Raw genomic sequence first — 18,109 nt, 5'->3', positions numbered from 1 at the left:
AGGCCGTCAAACTTGCGGAATTGCCCGGGGAAATCAACTTGATTCTGACGGGCTTGAAAATGATAGCGCTGTCATTTTTTCCCCAGCGATCTCACGCACTTAGGCAAAACCACAATTGATAGCGCTGTCATCTGCGGGCAGGGGAAAGTAGCGCCCTAACTGCGGCCATTTATGCGCCACTATTTTGTCTTAAAGTTCTCTTAACCCTTTACCTTGATCCGGATTCGGGCAAAGACTTGTTATTGCAATGGAAATAACAGGGAGGCTCCCGGATCAGGGTGAACGGTACATGGAAGAGGGAAACAAAATGACCGCACAAATTGCGCTCGTCGATGACGACCGTAACATCCTGACCTCGGTGACAATCGCGCTGGAGGCCGAAGGGTTTCGTGTGCGCACATACCCCGATGGTCAGAAGGCTTGGGATGCACTTTCCAAGAATCCGGCGGACCTCGCCGTACTTGATATCAAGATGCCACGGCTCGACGGCATGGAACTTTTGCGCAAGCTGCGGGAGGTTTCAGACATGCCGGTGATTTTCCTCACATCCAAGGACGAGGAGATCGATCAGGTGCTGGGCCTGCGCATGGGGGCCGACGATTATATCGGTAAGCCGTTCTCGCAGCGCCTGCTGATTGAGCGTATCCGCGCGCTGCTGCGCCGGGTGGAAATGAGCAACAAGACGCCAGAGGAGCTCTCTGAGGAAACTGAGGAGATTCTTGTGCGTGGCAACCTGGTGCTTGACCCGCTCAGGCACCGTGTCACCTGGAAGGACAAGGATGTCACCCTGACGGTGACCGAATTCTTGATCTTGCAAGCGCTTGCCATGCACCCCGGCCATGTGAAAAGCCGTGACCAGTTGATGGACACGGCCTATTCCGACGATGTGTATGTGGATGATCGCACCATCGACAGCCATATCAAACGCTTGCGGAAAAAATTCCGCGCTGTGGCGGAAGAATTTGACGCAATCGAGACCCTCTATGGTGTAGGCTACCGCTACCGGGACGCGTGAGCGTTCGCCTGAGGGGGCCTGCCTTTGCGACCACAGATTCAGAACAACGCCGAGGAAGCACGCGGGCGGCATAGTCGTCCGCGTCACTATACGCGCGGGCTGTCGCCACTCATGGTGCGTATCATGGTGGTCAACTCCATGGCGCTGCTGATCCTTGTGGGCGGTGTGCTTTATCTTAACCAATTCAGGCAGAACCTGATCGATGAACGCATCGATGCGCTTCTTATTCAGGGTGAGATTATCGCCGGTGCTCTTGGCGAATCAGCGGTTGGCGGCGCCGAGGCGACCGAGATTGACCTGGCACCCGCGCGGCAGATCATCACCCGCCTTGTGGGGCCAACAGACAACCGCGCGCGGGTGTTTGCCACCGACGGCAGGCTGATTGCGGATAGCCGTTTTCTCGCCGGTGACAAACGCCTGATTGAAGAAACCTTGCCAGCCCTTGAGGCCCAGCCGGGCTTTCTAGAGCAGTTGGAAGACGGTCTGCACCGTTTGCTGGACGGCCTGTCCCCCCGGCCTGCGGCGCCGCTCAGTGTGGACCGACCCGGTATGCGCGGTGCTGATTTCATGGAGGTTTCTACCGCGCTTGAAGGGGTGCCTACCGCACAGATGCGCATGCGCGCGGATAACAAGCTGATTATCAACATAGCGGTGCCGATACAGCGTTTCAGGCGGGTGCTGGGTGTGCTGCTCCTGACGGCCCAGACCGAGGATATTGACCGCATTGTACGCGCGGAACAGATGCTGACTGTGAAGGTCTTTGGCGGCGCGCTCCTTGTCACCATTTTGCTCTCCTTCTTCCTTGGCCGCACACTAGTGCGCCCCATCCGTGTGCTTGCGCGGGCAGCAGAGCGGGTGCGCGGTGCCATCGGGCGCGAGGAAAACATCCCCGAATTCGCTGAGCGCATGGACGAGATTGGTGATCTGTCACGCTCTCTCTCGGACATGACGCGCGCGCTATATAACCAGATCGACGCGGTCGAACAGTTTGCGGCCGACGTGGCACATGAGATTAAAAACCCGCTTTCATCCATGCGGAGCGCACTTGAGACACTTGAGATGACGGACAAGCCCGAGGTGCAGTCCCGTCTCTTTGCCATTTTGCGCGAGGATGTGAAACGCATCGACCGCCTGATCACCGATATTTCAGATGCCTCCCGGCTGGACGCCGAGCTTACCCGTGGCGAGATGGATGAACTTGACCTCGCGGTCATGCTCAACATGCTTGTCGACGCCTATACCACAGCAAACAATCGCCGCGGCGTGGATGTGGTTTTTGGGGATTATGAAGCGGGCGTGTTTGTGATGAAAGGTATCGAGATGAGGCTTGGCCAGATCTGGCGGAACCTTATCGATAATGCCATCAGCTTCAGCCCTGAGGGCGGCACGGTGAAAGTGGCCATTACGCGCCAGAGCAACCGCATTTTTGTCACCGTTGAGGATGAAGGCCCCGGCATGCCCGAGGGGGCCGAGGAAAAGATATTCAGCCGATTTTATTCCGAACGGCCGGACACGGAGGCGTTTGGTTCGCATTCGGGTCTGGGCCTGGCCATCTCCCGGCAGGTGGTTGAGGCACATGGCGGCAGCATCCATGCAGAGAATAAATTTGCCGACGATGGGTCTGTATCAGGCGCGCGCTTTATCGTAGAGTTGCCCCTGCTCAGGTAGACTGCCCTGATGCATGGTGGTTTGAACTGATGACAGGGTTAGAGCGGGGATAGCGGGCGTGGCGAATCCAATACATGGAACAGTGGTTGATGTGGCCGGCTTAGGTGTGCTGCTGCGCGGTGCGTCGGGCGCGGGCAAGTCCGACCTTGGCCTCAGGCTGATTGACCGGGGCGCGGTGCTGATAGCTGATGATCAGATATGCCTGCGCGCAGGCAGCCGGGGATTGGTTGCGTCGGCACCTGACGATATATACGGTTTTATCGAGGTGCGTGGCCTTGGTCTTATGTCGATACCTGCTGCCAAGTCGAGTCTTGTCCGGCTGGTTGTCGACCTTGTTGCGGCGGCTGATGTGCCGCGTTTTCCCAGCGCGAGCACCGTTGAATATGAAGGTGTGTCGCTGCCGCTGATCAGGCTGCATGCGTTCGAGCTGTCAGCGCCCGCCAAAGTGGAGTTTGCACTCAGGTACCCTGATCAGGTTGGTGATGATCGCCCCTTAAGTACAAGGAGAAAACGCACGTGAGCATCGACAGCAAACGCCAGTTGGTGATTGTGACCGGTCTATCCGGGGCGGGGAAGTCCTCTGCGCTGCATGCCTTTGAAGACATCGGGTATCAGGCGATTGATAACCTGCCGCTCACGATGCTGTCCCAGTTGGTTGATGAGGCAATCTCGGGCCAGAGCAAAGCCCCCATTGCTGTGGGAATCGATTCGCGGACCTTGCATTTTTCCCCGAGCCAGTTCGAAAAAGCACTCGGCGTGCTGAAGGACCGCACGGACATCCATCTGCACGTGCTGTTTATGGATGCATCTGACGATGTGCTGATGAAACGCTTTTCCGAGACCCGCAGGGTACATCCGTTTGGAGAGAGGCGTCTGCTGCGCGAAGCTATCCGGCAGGAGCGGGACCTGATGGTTTCTGTCAGGCAGCATGTTGATGGGCTGATCGATACCAGCATGCGTACCGGCGCCGAGACAAGACGGACTATTCTCAACCGTTTTACGGCGCATACGGCGCCGACGATGGTAGTGACCTTCATGTCATTCGGTTTTGCAAACGGCGTGCCACGCGACGCCGATATGGTGTTGGATGTGCGCTTCCTGAGAAACCCGCATTACGTGCCGGAATTGAAGCCAAAAACCGGATTGGAAGACGAAGTATCGTCTTACGTGCGGGCGGATGAGGGTTTCGAACCCTTTGTCGAAAAGACAATGGCACTGATAAATTTCCTGTTGCCGCGATACCGGGATGAAGGAAAATCCTATCTCACGCTTGCAATTGGCTGCACAGGCGGCAAACATCGTTCCGTGACGATGGTGGAAAGGATCGCTGGCCAATTGGCGCTCGACGGCATGACGGTCAATCGATACCATCGTGAGATTGCTGGGGATGAGGGACGTTAGATTCGGTCAGGCAAGTCTCCAGTCAGGCAAATATAATGAGGTCTAGTGTATGATTGGCATGGTGTTGGTAACGCATGGGAGGCTCGCGGATGAATTTATCGCGGCAACCGAGCATGTGGTGGGTGCGCAGGAACAGATCAGGGCAATCTGTATTGGCCCCGATGACGATATGGAACAGCGCCGACAAGAAATCATGGATGCCGTCAAGGATGTGGATAGCGGAAGCGGTGTCGTGCTGCTGACGGACATGTTCGGCGGCACGCCTTCCAATCTTGCAATTTCGCTCCTTGAAAAGGACCGGGTTGAAGTGATCGCGGGCATTAACCTGCCCATGTTGATCAAGCTTGCGAGTGTTCGTCACGGGTCCACGCTGCAGGAGTCGGTTGAGGCCGCGAAAGATGCAGGTGTCAAATACATAAATATTGCCAGCCAGGTGCTGGGCGGCTGAGGGGTAGGGTCAAAGGTGTTATGAGTGTGACAGAGGACAATCTTTCCAAGACAGTTGGTATTGTTAATCAGCGTGGCCTGCATGCAAGGGCGTCGGCACGGTTCGCAACCGAAGCCGGGCGGTATAATGCGGTTGTAGCGGTTTCAAAGGACGGTGTGCAGGTAACCGGCACCTCTATCATGGGGCTGATGATGCTCGGGGCGGCGAAGGGCGATGAGATTATCATCTCTGCTGATGGGGACGAGGCGTTCGCAGCGGTTGAGGCGTTATCGGCGCTGGTTTCCAATCGGTTTGGGGAAGCCGAGTAGGGACAATCTGATTTCAATATAAAGAAATCTTTATCTTTTATTCCTGTCCTGCTATAACCACGGTCAAATGACGTGGGTGGCCTGCTTATGGCCGCCTTTTTCCATGACGAGTTAGTGAGCAGGACATTCCATGACCGATTATAAAGTAGCCGATATTTCGCTTGCCGATTGGGGGCGGAAAGAAATCAATATTGCAGAGACCGAGATGCCGGGCCTGATGGCACTGCGCGAGGAGTTTGGCGCATCCAAGCCGCTCAAGGGCGCTCGTATTGCCGGTTGCCTGCACATGACAATCCAGACCGCGGTGCTCATTGAAACGCTGATCGCACTTGGCGCTGAAGTACGTTGGTCAAGCTGCAACATCTTCTCGACCCAGGACCAGGCCGCCGCCGCAATTGCTGCGGCAGGTATTCCTGTTTTTGCCTGGAAGGGTGAGACGGAAGAAGAAGCGGAATGGTGTATCCGCCAGACGATCAAGGGCCCTGACGATTGGGTGCCAAACATGATCCTTGATGACGGCGGCGACCTGACCGTGATCATGCACAACGACTATCCTGAGCTGATGGACGACGTGCGCGGTATTTCAGAGGAAACCACAACAGGCGTTATGCGCCTTTACGAGATGGCAAAAGAAGGCCGCCTCAAGGTGCCGGCCATCAACGTGAACGACAGCGTGACCAAGTCGAAGTTCGATAACCTTTATGGTTGCCGGGAAAGCCTTGTCGATGGTGTCAAGCGTGCGACCGACGTGATGATCGCGGGTAAGATTTGTGTTGTCTGCGGCTACGGCGACGTGGGCAAGGGTTCCGTCGAATCGCTCCGTAGCCAGGGCGCTCGCGTGATGGTAACCGAGATTGACCCGATCTGTGCGCTGCAGGCTGCGATGGAAGGCTATGAGGTCACCACGATGGATGAAGCCGCCAAGATCGGTGATATCTTCGTGACCGCGACCGGCAACAAGGACGTGATCACGGTTGACCATATGCGGGACATGAAAGACCGCGCGATCGTGTGCAACATCGGCCACTTCGATAGCGAAATCCAGATTGCGGGCCTTTCCAACTACAAGTGGGAAGAAGTGAAGCCCCAGGTGGACGAGGTTGTTTTCCCGGATGGCAAACGCCTGATCGTGCTGGCCAAGGGTCGCCTTGTGAACCTTGGTTGCGCAACTGGTCACCCGAGCTTTGTGATGTCCGCCTCTTTCACCAACCAGGTGCTGGCGCAGATCGAGCTTTGGAACAACCATGAGAAATACGATATCGACGTCTTTGTGCTGCCGAAGCACCTGGATGAAAAAGTGGCGTCGCTGCATCTTGGCAAGCTTGGTGCGAAACTGACCAAGCTGTCTGCGGATCAGGCAAAATATCTCGGCCTTGAAGTAGAGGGTCCGTTCAAGCCTGAACATTACCGTTACTAGATCGCCAAGGAGGGTGCAGATGATGAAAGAATATGTATTCACAAGTGAATCAGTCTCCGAAGGCCATCCGGACAAGGTAGCTGACCGTATTTCGGACGGCGTTGTTGACCTTTATCTTGGTCAGGAGCCGGAAGCGCGTGTGGCGTGCGAAACGCTTGTCACCACCAACCGTATTGTTCTGGCGGGTGAAGTGCGCGGCCCGCAATCCATCACGTCAGACGATATCGAAGAAGTGGCGCGCGGCGCGGTTAAGGAAATCGGCTACGAGCAGGACGGCTTTCACTGGAAGAATGCAGTATTTGAAAATCATCTGCACGAGCAGTCGGCCGACATCGCACAAGGTGTCGACGCCGCGGGCAACAAGGATGAAGGCGCTGGCGACCAGGGCATCATGTTTGGGTATGCCTGTGACGAAACGCCAAGCCTGATGCCTGCGCCGATCGACTACTCGCATCGTATCCTGAAATCGCTTGCAGCCGCCCGCCACTCTGGTGAGGCGCCAGAGCTTGAGCCGGATAGCAAAAGCCAGGTGACGCTCAAATATGTTGATGGTAAGCCCGTGGGTGCCACCACGGTTGTTGTATCCACCCAGCACAAAGATGGCGTGACGCAGGAAGCGTTGCGGGCGCTGGTGCGCAAGCATGTTCAGGGTGTATTGCCGGAAGGCTGGATGTGCCCCGAGGACGAGTTCTATGTGAACCCGACCGGCAAGTTTGTCATCGGGGGTCCTGATGGTGATGCGGGCCTCACCGGCCGCAAGATCATCGTGGACACCTATGGCGGTGCTGCCCCCCACGGCGGTGGCGCCTTCTCGGGCAAGGACCCGACAAAGGTTGACCGGTCGGCTGCCTACGCGGCGCGGTATCTTGCCAAAAACGTGGTCGCGGCTGGTCTGTCCAGTAACTGCACGATCCAGCTTGCTTACGCCATCGGCGTTTCCAAGCCGCTTGCGGTTTATGTTGACCTTTGGGCCAACGAAGCTGGCATCGATCCACACAAGCTGTCCCGCGTGTTGCAGGACATGGTGAACCTGAGCCCGCGCGGTATCCGGGAACACCTGCAGCTCAACAAGGCAATCTATGCCCGTACGGCGGCCTATGGCCATTTTGGTCGCAAACCGACCGAAGACGGCGCTTTTTCCTGGGAACAGACCGATCTTGTTGACGCTCTCAAGGGTGAATTCGGCCTGTAAGCCGGTCGTCTGATAAACGTAATCAGCTATTGAAGGCGCGCCTTCCCGTCGGTAGTTTTGCCGGAAAAGGGAGGCGCGCCTTTGACTGTCAAACGGATCGTTTGCAACTTTGGGACAGAAGACCCAAAGAGTGTAAAATCATTTTATCAGGATCTGCTGGATCTTGATGTTGTCATGGACCACGGCTGGATCGTGACCTTTGCGTCTTCCGCCATAAGCCATATGCCGCAGGTCAGTTTCGCGTCACAGGGCGGCTCAGGCACGCCCGTGCCCGATCTTTCGGTTGACGTGGACGACGTGGACAAGGTCTACGCTCGTGCGCTGGAGATGGGCTGCGAGATTGCCTACCCGTTGACCGATGAACCTTGGGGGGGTGCGCCGCTTCTTTGTACGCGATCCGCTCGGTAAACTCCTTAATATATTGGCTCACCTTTGAAAACCGCGTCTTGTATCCGCCCCATGATAAGAGATACTCTTGTCTGACTGCGGGAGGAGGGACCCCAATTCATGAGCGAGCCGGAGCTGTCATCATTAGCCCTGTGGGGCACCATTGCCTGTGTGGCGATTGCCTGGATTGTGCTGAGCCTTAGCGCGCTGTGGCGTGCCGGCCGTATGACCGATCGCGCTCAGGGATTGCAGGACCTCACCAGCTTTCTCGACAGCATGATCCGGTCTGACAGACGGCACCCTATCTGGCTGTGGGCAGACGGGCGCATGCAGGCGGATGCCGGTTCGCTGGCGCTTGTTGGCCTGTCAGAGGGCGCGCAGCATGTTGATCAACTGGTGGCCGAAGGCGGGGTGGTGCCGCACGACATTGTCAGCGCGCTTAAAAAAGACCTGAAAAACGGCAGTGACGGTACGTCACCCTATGTGGTCTATCAGGGCAAAGACCGCCCCCGGCTGATTATCGACGTTCAGACCCTGCCCACAAACGATGAACATTGGCCATCCAGCGTCTTGTGGGTCGAAGAAGTACTGGACCGACCGCACAGGGGATACCGGCAGGGTGTGCGGGCACTTGAATTGAGACTGCAGGACCTCAGCCGTGCCTTCAACAGTTTGCCCTTCCCGGTATGGGTGCGGGGGCCCGATTTTTCGCTTATTGAAGTCAATCATGCGTATGTGGATGCGGTGGACGGCGAGAATGTGTTTGATGTAGTTGAGCGCGGGGTCGAACTTTTCGACCGTCGCAGCTTGACCTCCGCGCGCAAGGCCCGCGACACGGGACAGCGCATCCGGGATCGTCGGTTCGGGGTGATCGATGGGCAGCGCCGGGCTTTCTCTGTCATTAATATTCCGATTGATGACGACGGTAATACGCTGGGGGTCGCTGTCGATGTGACCGGCGAGGAAGAAGCCCTGTCGGAACTTTCCCGGGTGCTTGAATCACAGTCGGAAACGCTGAACCGGCTGAGAAGCCCGGTGGCCATTTTTGGCCCCGGCCAGACTCTCCGGTTTTATAACAGCGCCTTTGCGCGCCTCTCTCATTTGTCGGAGGATATTCTCTCTTCCGAAATCAGGCACAGCGAACTTCTGGACGCCATGCGCGAAAACCGTCGCCTGCCGGAGCAGATAGATTTTCAGCAATGGAAGAAGAATGTGCTGCGTCACTATACAACGCTTCTGGAACCCTATGAGGAGATGTGGCACCTGCCAGACGGTACGGCTCACCGCGTGGTGACACAACCACATCCCCTGGGTGGGCTATTGATATTGTTCGAGGACGTGACTGACAGGCTGGCGCTTGAGCGGTCCTACAATACCCTGATCGCCGTGCAGCAGGAAACGCTTGATAACATGCGGGAAAGCATCGCGGTTTTTGGCACGGATGCGCGCCTGCAACTTTCCAACCCGGCGTTTCAGGCCATCTGGCAACTGGATGATGACGTGCTTGAGGGCAAACCTCATCTCTCGGCCCTTGTCAAAGACATCCCGATTGACGAGGTGCGCAGCAACATTGGTGAAGATCAGGATTTCCGCACAACATTGGCGGCCTGGGTGTCGGAGCATACTCATAGGTCCGGCCGTTGGTATCGGCCAGACGGTGTTGTGGTTGACTATGCCATTGTGCCCCTGCCTGATGGTGGGGTAATGCTCACTCAAAGTGATGTGACCGACAGTTTCAAGGTCGAACAGGCTTTGCGCGAAAGGTCAAATGCCCTTGAAGCGGCGGATCGGCTCAAAAGCGAGTTTATCACCAATATGTCCTATGAACTGCGGACCCCGCTCAACTCCATCATCGGGTTTGCAGAAATGCTGGATCAGAAGATTTTCGGCGACCTCAACGACCAGCAGGCCGATTATGTGAAAAACATCCTCAGCGCATCTGATGACCTCAAGGTGCTGATCGCGGACGTCCTAGACCTTGCTGTACTTGATGCCGGAGAGGCTAAGCTTGACCTTGAGGAAACGGACGTCGTCAGCGCACTGTCTGACGCGGCGACGCTCGCTGCGGATATTGCCGGCAAGGTGGATATCGTGCTGAGCCTGGAAGGGTGTGTCGATGTCGGCGTCATTATCGCTGATAGCCGGCGTCTCAAGCAGATATTCTACAATATGGTTTCCTCCATGCTGAATTTTGCGCGATACGGTGGGGCCCTGTCGGTGAAATTGACGGGTGATGATGAGGGTGTTTCGGTCACGGTATTCAACCCTGATTCAGGCCTGACCCCGCGGGAAAGGGACCGCCTGATCTCAACCGTGGCCATGGGCGCATCACCGGGCGGGCGACGGGCGACGGGCCTTGATCTGGCGCTCGTGCGCAGTATTGTGGGTTTGCACCATGGTAGGATCACGCTTGAGCCTTACGGTGACGAAGGCCTGTCTCTCAGTTGTCGTCTGCCGCGCGCCCAGCCTGATGTTACCTCAATCCATTGATTATGGAACAACAAGAAACACGCATGCCCAATACACTGCTTTTTCAGACTGTCTGCAAAAATGAACGCGGGACAGCAGCGCTGGCGGCAAGTCTCGCCGCGGTACTTCAACCGGGCGCGCTGGTTGCACTCACCGGTGATCTTGGGGCGGGCAAAAGCACCTTCGCGCGCGCCTTCATTCGTGCACGCCTTGCGAACCTTGAGGCAGAGGTGCCCAGCCCAACCTTCACTCTTGTACAAACCTATGACGACCCGAACGGCATTGAGATATGGCACGCTGACCTGTACCGGCTGAGCGAAGCGGAAGAGGTCTACGAACTTGGCCTGGACGATGCGCGCGACGATGCGATCTGTTTGATCGAATGGCCGGATCGTATGCCGGCCTACTGGTGGGATGACGCGCTTGAGATAAAACTCGATATCGGCGGCGAAGGCGTGCGAAAGCTTGCCTTCCACGGTGAAGCTGCGCGTTGGCGTGGTCTCCTGGAAGGGTTTGGCACATGAGGGGGATTATCCTGTCAGCCGGGCTTGGCACCCGTATGGGCGATATGTCAAAGCGCACGCCAAAGCCGCTTGTGTATGTGGCGGGCCGCACACTGCTTGACCGCGCGCTTGACCGTACGGATGAGGCAGGCTTCGACTGTGTTGTCGTGAATGTGCATCACCACGCTGACCAGCTTGAGGCCCACCTCGCAAGGCGGATAGATGCAGGGCAGGTTGTCATCTCTGACGAGCGGGACAAGCTTCTGGATACAGGTGGTGGCGTAAAAAAAGCGCTACCGCTTCTGGGCAAGCATCCGTTTTTTACCATCAACAGCGATGCGCTGTGGCTGGACGGCGCGGGCTCCGCTTTGCTGCGTCTGGCCTCTGCCTTTGATGCTGACCGCATGGACGCTCTGTTGCTGCTGATTCCAACCCCTGATGCCCTTGGCTATGACGGTGTAGGAGACTTTATCCCCTTCGCGGACGGCATGGGACCGATGCCGATTGACTTCAGGGGGGAAGCCCCCGTGGCACCGGTTATGTATGGCGGCATTCAGATGATAGCGTCGTCGCTTTATGACAACACCCCGGACGGCGCGTGGTCAAACCGCGTGGTGTTTCGCAAGGCCGCTGCCGCCGGGCGGCTGTTTGGCCTTGTGCATGACGGGCACTGGATGCATGTCGGCACGCCGGAGGGGGTCACTGACGCTGAAGCCCGCCTCAAAGAACTGGGGGCACCCTGACAATGGCGCGGAAGCCCAGGGTCTATACCATTGGTGCGGCGCATTCCTTTGTGGATGCGCTGGCGACCGGTGTGATGGAAAAGGCGGGCAGTGACCCGGCCAGGCTCGCCGACATTACCATCCTTGTGCCCAACCGGCGGGCGCAGCGCTCGCTCAGGGAAGCCTTCCTGCGTATTGTGGGGCGCAAGCCCATGGTGCTGCCAACCATGCGCCCCATTGGTGACGTGGATGATGATGAGGTCGCCTTCCTTGGTGCAGGGTTAGGGCTTGACCCGTCCGACATTCCACCAGCCATTTCCGGCACGCGGCGGCAAGTGCTTCTGATGCGGCAGGTCATGGCGTGGGGCGGCGCGGGCGAGACCGGCATGGCTCCGGCGCAGGGCTGGCGGCTGGCTGCCGAACTCGCGCGCTTCATGGACCAGTTGGAGACAGAAGGCCTGCCGTTTGATGGCCTGAAGGAACTGGTGCCCGAGGGGCTGGCGCATCACTGGGATATCACGCTTGAGTTTCTCAAGATCGTCTCAACCCACTGGCCAACCATTTTGGCGACGGAGGGGGCGATAAACCCGGCTGCACGGCGGGATACACTCCTGCGTTTGCTTGCGGACCTGTGGGCAAAAAATCCTCCCAAGGGCACGGTTATCGCCGCAGGCTCGACCGGCTCCATCCCGGCAACGGCCAACCTGCTCGCCGTCGTGGCGCGCTTGCCCGAGGGCATGGTAGTGCTGCCGGGACTTGAGCGTGACATGGACGATGACGCTTGGGAAGCGGTGGACGCCAGCCACGCGCAGGGCGTGCTGAAGGACCTGCTGGCCGCCATGTCGGTAAACAGGCACGAGGTGCGCGACTGGACCAAAGCACCGTTTGACGGCGCAGGTGGGCGGGCGAAATTATTTCAGGACGCGCTGGCGCCTTCCGTTGTGACCGACCGCTGGACCAGCCTGGGTTATGACCGGGCCGATAAGGGCACCCTGTTTCAGGGCCTCAGGAAAATTGTCGCACCAACCAGACGGGAGGAAGCCGGGGCTATCGCGCTGGTGATGCGCGAGGTGCTGGAAACCCCGTCGCGCACGGCGGCGCTCGTCACACCTGACCGTGCATTGGCGCGCCATGTGCGCGCGGCATTGGCTCGTTGGGGCATTGAGGTGGACGACTCTGGTGGCGACAGGGTGCTCAACACCGTTCCCGGTCGTTTCCTTGGCCTGATCGCAGACGCAGCGAGTGAGGGTTTTGCACCGGTGCCTCTCCTGGCGTTATTGCAGCATCCATTTGTATCAGTGGGGGGTGACCGGCGGGTATATCTGGCTGCCATCAGACGCTTTGACATGGATGTTATGCGCGGTGTGCGCCCGGCGGGCGGGCTGGACGGTCTTGTCGCGCGGGCCAACGCGGCGGGACATGACAAAAAGGCGGACTTCAACGTCGAAGACCTCGCGGTGGTTGAGAAGGTCATCGCCTGCCTGCGCCCGTTTGAGGCCGCACTGGCGAACGGGGAACCGCTTGACCTGCTCTTGAAGACCCACACGGAAGTGGCGGAAGCCTTGGCCGCAACAGATGACAAGCCGGGCGCTGACATGCTGTGGAAAGGCGAAGACGGCCAGGTCCTTGCGGACGCCACGGCCGAACTTATCCAGGAAACCGGCGCGATTGAGGACATCACCGCAGATAGCTATGCAGCGCTGTTCGCTGAACTCTATGCCGGTGTGACGGTGCGACCGGTGTGGCGCAAACATCCCCGGCTTTATATCTGGGGCACGCTTGAGGCCCGGTTGCAGCGCGCCGATGTGATGATTTTGGGTGGTCTGAATGAGGGCACATGGCCAGGTGAGATCAAGCCTGATCCGTGGATGAACCGCCCGATGCGCAAAGAGTTTGGCCTGCCGCCCCTTGAACGTCGCACGGGGCAGGCCGCCCATGACTTTATGCAGGCCGCCACAGGGCAGGAGGTTATCATCACCCGCGCCGAGAAAGTGGACGGTGCGCCAACGGTGCCAAGCCGCTGGCTGTTCCGTATTGAGGCATTGGCAGGCGGCAGTATTCCTGAAGCCGCGCATTACCTGGCTTGGGCACATGCGTTGGATGCCGCGAAATGTGCGAAACCTGTGCAGCCGCCGATGCCACGCCCGCCTATCGCCGCGCGGCCCAAACGCCTGTCGGTCACGCAGGTGGAAAACTGGATGCGCGACCCATACGGGCTTTATGCGCATAAGGTGCTGGACCTCAAGCCGCTGGAGCCGATCGACGACCGGCCAAACGCATCCACCAAGGGCACGCTTCTTCATGAAGCGCTGGAGAAATTCCTCGCCGAGGAGGGGCCACGTAATGGCGACGCAGGTTACAAGCGGCTTATTGAGGTAGGGCGGCGTGTGTTTGAACCCGTGTTGACGCAACCCGCGGTCTATGCCTTCTGGTGGCCGCGCTTTGAACGCATTGCGGACTGGTTTATCGCCAACGAGGCATTGCGCGCGCAAACATATGAAGTGGCCGCCATTGAAGAATGGGCGGAGGCTGCGCTTGAGGGCAGCGGCTTTACCCTCTTTGCCAAGGCAGACCGGATCGACCGCAAGCTGGACGGTGGCGCGCTGACAATCATCGACTATAAGACCGGCAACATCCCGTCCGCCAAACGGGTGGCGGCGGGTTTTGCACCGCAGTTGCCACTTGAGGCTTGGCTGGCGGAGCGCGGCGCCTTCACTGGTGTGGATGCAGCTCCTGTTGATGACCTTGTGTTCTGGGAGCTGAAGGGCGGAGAGCCGATCCAGAAGGCACACCGGCCCATCAAGGATGTCAAGGAATCTGTTACGGAAGCGGAACAAGGCTTACGCGGGCTTGTCAAGGCTTTCGCTGACGAGAAGGTTGCCTATCTTTCCAACCCGCGCCCCAGAGAGGCGGGGTACGGGGATTATGACCATCTGGCGCGGGTGAGGGAATGGCGCAACACTGACGACCCGTTTGGTGGTAGCGATAGTGGCGGGGAGGGCAGTGCATGAGCAAACCCCGCATGACGGAAGCGCAGGCGCGCGCCACACACCCGGCGCTGACCGCATGGGTGGGAGCCAGTGCAGGCACAGGCAAGACCCATGTCCTCACCGCCCGCGTTTTGCGCCTGATGCTCACAGGCACAGACCCGGAAAACCTAGTGTGCCTAACTTTCACCAAAGCCGCTGCAGCGGAGATGAAGAACCGTATTTTCGAGGAACTTGGTCGCTGGTCAATGATGTCGGACGAGGCGCTGGCCGCCGAGATCAACCGCCGCACTGAAGAGGTGGCGGACGCGGGTATGCTGATCCGCGCCCGGCAGTTGTTCGCCTATGTGCTGGACCTTTCAGGTGGCTTGCAGATACAGACGTTTCATAGCTTCTGTCAGGCACTTCTGGGCCGCTTCCCGCTTGAGGCAGGCATGGCGCCAGGTTTTGAAGGCATTGATGAAGCCGTGGCGGGTGAGATGATGGCCAGTGCGAAGGACCAGATGCTGGCGCTTACCCGCACACCGCAGGGTGCGGATATCCGCCGTGCGCTTGACCATGTGGCCGGGCTGGTCACGGAAAACACCTTTGATGAAGTGATTGAACGCCTGTCGTTTGAAGCCTCCACCCTCACGGCGGCAGAGAAAGCCTATACAAACACCGGCCTTGCGCCAGCACTTTACCGCGCGCTTGAACTGACACCGGGTGAGACCCGTGCCATGGTTACAGCCCGCGCGGTGGAAGACGATGCGTTTGACCTTGCGGGCATGCGCGCCATGGGCCCGGTGTTACTGGCGGGCAGCAAGACAGAGGTGAAAGCAGCCGAAGCGATCACGGCTTTCACTGCCGCTGAAGGCGATGCACGTGAAGCGCTGTTCGCGGACTATATGCTGGTGTTCCTGACCAAGGAAGACACGCCGCGCGCCCGTGTTGTGACCAAAGGCACGCTGACCAAGCACCCCGAGTTCGAGGCGGTTATCGAGAAAGAGCAGACCCGCCTGATGCGGGTGGCTGAGCGGCTGAAACGCATCGCGGCGGCGGAGGCTACCGTGTCGCTTCTGACCCTTGGCTTGGCACAGCTTGGGCGGTACCGGCACCTGAAGGCCGAGCGTGGGCTGGTTGACTTTGACGACATGATCGACCGAACAGTCAAGTTGCTGGACCGCACGGATGTCGCACCTTGGGTGCTATTCAAGCTGGATGCCAGTGTGGACCATATCCTTGTGGATGAGGCCCAGGATACCAACCGTGAACAGTGGCGTGTGGTCGAGGCGCTGACGGCGGAATTTTTCGCGGGGGAAGGCGCGAGCGATAAGGTTCGCACGGTGTTTGCTGTGGGTGACGCCAAACAGTCCATCTTCTCGTTCCAGCGGGCAGACCCGCGCGAATTTGTCGCCGCGCGCGACCGGGTCTTCCACCGGGCGTGGCAGGCGGAACTGGTGGCGGAGAATGTACCGCTGAACCTCTCCTTCCGTTCAGGTGGGGCTGTGTTGTCGCTGGTGGATGCTGTGTTTCACAAGGATGTGCTGGCATCGTGCGGTTTGTCTGCCGACCTTGAGCATGTGAAGCATGAGTTTATCCGCAAGGGCCATGGTGGCCTTGTGGAATTGTGGCCGCTGGAGGTGCCGGCCCCCTCTGGTGATGACGAAGAAAGCAGCTGGGTGCCGCCCCTTGTGCAGGAGCACGCGGATGATGCCGAAGGCCGTGCGGCATGGCGGATCGCGCGCCGTATCAAGCAGATGATTGTGGGCCGCGAGATGCTGGAGGCACAGGCCCGCCCTATTGAGGCGGGTGACATTCTGGTGCTGGTGCGCCGGCGCACGGCCTTTGTGGACCATCTTGTGCGAGCACTGAAGTTTCTTGGCGTGCCGGTGGCGGGCCGCGACCGCATGGTGTTGACAGACGAGCTGCCGGTGATGGACCTGCTGGCGCTGGCGCACGCGGCGCTGTTGCCCACCGACGACCTCACCCTCGCCACCGTGCTTAAAAGCCCGTTCATCGGCTTTGATGACGATACGCTGTTCCAGCTTGCTTACGGCCGCAAAGGGGCGCTGTGGCATGCGCTGCAACGCAAGGCAGGGGATGAGCCAGCGCTCGCCAGCGCGCTTCATTTCCTGCAGGACGTGGTGCGTGGTGCGGACATCATGACACCGTTTGAGTTTTTCTCCCACGTACTGACGGACCTCGGCGGGCGCGCCAAGCTGGCCGCCCGGCTAGGTGAGGAAGTGCATGACCCGATTGACGAGCTTCTTGAGGAAGCGCTTCGGTTTGAACACACGGGTACAGCGTCCCTCCAGGCGTTCATCCACCGGGTGGAACACGGTGGCACCCAAATCAAACGGGACATGGAGGCCGCAGGCGGCCAAGTGCGCATCATGACGGCGCACAGCTCCAAGGGCCTGCAGGCGCCAATTGTGTTCCTGTCCGACCTCGTCAGCCTGCCAATAACCACACGGGAAGGACGGCTGGTGCCGCTTGATGGCCCATCACCGGGCATGCCGCCCTTATTGTTGTGGACATCGCCTGCCGCTGGCTTGTCGCTGGTGGAAGAGAAAAAAGCACAGCTGAAGAAGCAGGCGCTGCATGAATACCGGCGGCTTCTCTATGTGGCACTTACCCGCGCGGAAGACCGGCTTTATATTGCCGGGTGGCAGACCGAACGTGAGCCTGATGAAGCGTCATGGTTTAAGGCCGTCGCGGATGGGTTTGAACGTGTGGGCGCTGAGGCGGTTACCCTTGAAGGGCAGTATGAGGTCAGACGTTTTACCGTGCCACAAACCGCCGTGGTGACAAGCATGCAAGTGGCAGCGGAAGCCCACACACCCCTGCCGCCGCTGCCCGCATGGGCCCGCAAGCCTATGCCGGAGGAACCCGACCCGCCAAAACCGCTTGCCCCTTCCCGCCCGGATGAGGAAGAACCCGCTGCCACCAGCCCGCTGGCGCGCAAGACCGCTGCCCGGTTTGAGCGCGGACGGTTGATCCACAGCATGCTCGAATGGCTGCCGGATATACCGGTGACAGGGCGCGAGGCTGCCGCGATGCGTTTCCTGCAACGGTCAGGGCTTGATGATGATGCGGCACAAACCTTCTGGCGTGAGGTGGCGACCATTTTGGATGACGCGTCATTTGCACCACTTTTTGGCCCCGGCAGCCGGGCAGAGGTGCCGATTGCCGGGCTTGTGGGCGGGCGGGCAATCTCCGGCCAGGTGGACCGCCTGCTGGTGAGCGATGACAGCGTGATGATCATCGACTATAAGACCAATCGCCCGCCACCAAGGGACGCCGCACTGGTGCCGGAGGTTTACTTGAAACAGATGGGGTTGTACGCCCGCGCGCTGGAGAGTGTGTATCCGGGCCGCGCAATAAGGGCGGCGCTTTTGTGGACCGACATCGCTTACTTGATGGAACTGGAAAAAAACCAGATGGATGAAGCACTTGGGCGCATGGGGCTTTAGGCCACATGTGGTGAAATATCACACGGGCGTTACTAGACCTTGACCACAGCAGAGTGCCTTCTTACCTTAACGACTGTGACGAGACCACCGGCCCGGACAGGGGCCCCGCGTGAGGCCCAAGGCGCCATCACCGGTTA

13 protein-coding genes and 1 pseudogene are annotated in these 18,109 nt (G+C 58.8%); all 14 read left to right on the top strand.

Annotation, left to right across the window (positions count from 1 at the left end; translation table 11 throughout):
- Positions 1–307 precede the first annotated feature (307 nt).
- The 14 genes and pseudogenes from OEU85_RS14030 to addA all read left to right on the top strand — a co-directional run bounded on the left by OEU85_RS14030 (position 308) and on the right by addA (position 17,972).
- Entirely contained in the window at positions 308–1,015 is a 708-nt protein-coding gene (locus OEU85_RS14030; protein WP_262692132.1) for a response regulator transcription factor, read from the top strand.
- A 24-nt stretch (positions 1,016–1,039) separates the two neighbouring features.
- Positions 1,040–2,683 carry a sensor histidine kinase gene (locus OEU85_RS14025; RefSeq protein WP_262692131.1) on the top strand — a complete coding sequence of 548 codons (1,644 nt, stop codon included), beginning with the start codon at positions 1,040–1,042 and terminating at the stop codon, positions 2,681–2,683.
- Positions 2,684–2,741: 58 nt separating this feature from the next.
- Positions 2,742–3,203: an HPr kinase/phosphorylase gene (locus OEU85_RS14020; protein ID WP_262692130.1), complete on the top strand. Its 462-nt coding sequence runs from the start codon at positions 2,742–2,744 to the stop codon at positions 3,201–3,203.
- Positions 3,200–4,084 carry an RNase adapter RapZ gene (gene rapZ, locus OEU85_RS14015; protein WP_262692129.1) on the top strand — a complete coding sequence of 295 codons (885 nt, stop codon included), beginning with the start codon at positions 3,200–3,202 and terminating at the stop codon, positions 4,082–4,084. The genes OEU85_RS14020 and rapZ overlap by 4 nt, the downstream gene beginning before the upstream one ends.
- 49 nt (positions 4,085–4,133) lie before the next feature.
- A complete protein-coding gene (locus tag OEU85_RS14010) occupies positions 4,134–4,532 on the top strand; it encodes a PTS sugar transporter subunit IIA (RefSeq protein WP_262692128.1) in 399 nt (132 codons plus the stop codon).
- A 20-nt stretch (positions 4,533–4,552) separates the two neighbouring features.
- Positions 4,553–4,840: an HPr family phosphocarrier protein gene (locus OEU85_RS14005; protein WP_262692127.1), complete on the top strand. Its 288-nt coding sequence runs from the start codon at positions 4,553–4,555 to the stop codon at positions 4,838–4,840.
- 130 nt (positions 4,841–4,970) lie between these two features.
- Positions 4,971–6,257, top strand: a complete 1,287-nt coding sequence (ahcY, locus tag OEU85_RS14000; protein WP_262692126.1) for an adenosylhomocysteinase — start codon at positions 4,971–4,973, stop codon at positions 6,255–6,257.
- Between the two features lie 19 nt (positions 6,258–6,276).
- The gene (gene metK, locus OEU85_RS13995) at positions 6,277–7,449 is read left to right on the top strand and encodes a methionine adenosyltransferase (RefSeq protein WP_262692125.1); all 1,173 of its coding nucleotides are present in this window, start codon (positions 6,277–6,279) and stop codon (positions 7,447–7,449) included.
- Between the two features lie 81 nt (positions 7,450–7,530).
- A pseudogene (locus OEU85_RS13990) lies at positions 7,531–7,885 on the top strand (VOC family protein).
- Between the two features lie 71 nt (positions 7,886–7,956).
- Positions 7,957–10,326 carry a sensor histidine kinase gene (locus OEU85_RS13985; RefSeq protein ID WP_262692123.1) on the top strand — a complete coding sequence of 790 codons (2,370 nt, stop codon included), beginning with the start codon at positions 7,957–7,959 and terminating at the stop codon, positions 10,324–10,326.
- Between the two features lie 23 nt (positions 10,327–10,349).
- Positions 10,350–10,829, top strand: coding sequence for a tRNA (adenosine(37)-N6)-threonylcarbamoyltransferase complex ATPase subunit type 1 TsaE (tsaE, locus tag OEU85_RS13980; protein WP_262692122.1), 480 nt, complete (start codon positions 10,350–10,352; stop codon positions 10,827–10,829).
- The gene (locus tag OEU85_RS13975; RefSeq protein WP_262692121.1) at positions 10,826–11,551 is read left to right on the top strand and encodes a nucleotidyltransferase family protein; all 726 of its coding nucleotides are present in this window, start codon (positions 10,826–10,828) and stop codon (positions 11,549–11,551) included. Before tsaE ends, OEU85_RS13975 begins: the two co-directional genes overlap by 4 nt.
- 2 nt (positions 11,552–11,553) lie before the next feature.
- Entirely contained in the window at positions 11,554–14,541 is a 2,988-nt protein-coding gene (addB, locus tag OEU85_RS13970) for a double-strand break repair protein AddB (protein WP_262692120.1), read from the top strand.
- Positions 14,538–17,972 (top strand): double-strand break repair helicase AddA, encoded by a 3,435-nt coding sequence (gene addA, locus OEU85_RS13965; RefSeq protein ID WP_262692119.1) that lies wholly within the window; start codon positions 14,538–14,540, stop codon positions 17,970–17,972. The genes addB and addA overlap by 4 nt, the downstream gene beginning before the upstream one ends.
- Positions 17,973–18,109 lie beyond the last annotated feature (137 nt).

The sequence above is a fragment of the Kordiimonas aestuarii genome (assembly GCF_025574465.1).
GTDB lineage: Bacteria > Pseudomonadota > Alphaproteobacteria > Sphingomonadales > Kordiimonadaceae > Kordiimonas > Kordiimonas aestuarii.
The sequence above is the reverse complement of the archived record's forward strand: the minus strand, read 5'-3'. Positions and strand labels throughout refer to the sequence as shown.

Excerpts from the sequence above, each read along its gene's own strand:
- OEU85_RS14030 (WP_262692132.1), top strand. The coding sequence starts at position 308 with ATGACCGCACAAATTGCGCTCGTCGATGACGACCGTAACATCCTGACC.
- OEU85_RS14005 (WP_262692127.1), top strand. The coding sequence starts at position 4,553 with ATGAGTGTGACAGAGGACAATCTTTCCAAGACAGTTGGTATTGTTAAT.
- tsaE (WP_262692122.1), top strand. The coding sequence starts at position 10,350 with ATGCCCAATACACTGCTTTTTCAGACTGTCTGCAAAAATGAACGCGGG.
- OEU85_RS13975 (WP_262692121.1), top strand. The coding sequence starts at position 10,826 with ATGAGGGGGATTATCCTGTCAGCCGGGCTTGGCACCCGTATGGGCGAT.
- OEU85_RS13985 (WP_262692123.1), top strand. The coding sequence starts at position 7,957 with ATGAGCGAGCCGGAGCTGTCATCATTAGCCCTGTGGGGCACCATTGCC.
- ahcY (WP_262692126.1), top strand. The coding sequence starts at position 4,971 with ATGACCGATTATAAAGTAGCCGATATTTCGCTTGCCGATTGGGGGCGG.
- addB (WP_262692120.1), top strand. The coding sequence starts at position 11,554 with ATGGCGCGGAAGCCCAGGGTCTATACCATTGGTGCGGCGCATTCCTTT.
- addA (WP_262692119.1), top strand. The coding sequence starts at position 14,538 with ATGAGCAAACCCCGCATGACGGAAGCGCAGGCGCGCGCCACACACCCG.
- OEU85_RS14010 (WP_262692128.1), top strand. The coding sequence starts at position 4,134 with ATGATTGGCATGGTGTTGGTAACGCATGGGAGGCTCGCGGATGAATTT.
- metK (WP_262692125.1), top strand. The coding sequence starts at position 6,277 with ATGATGAAAGAATATGTATTCACAAGTGAATCAGTCTCCGAAGGCCAT.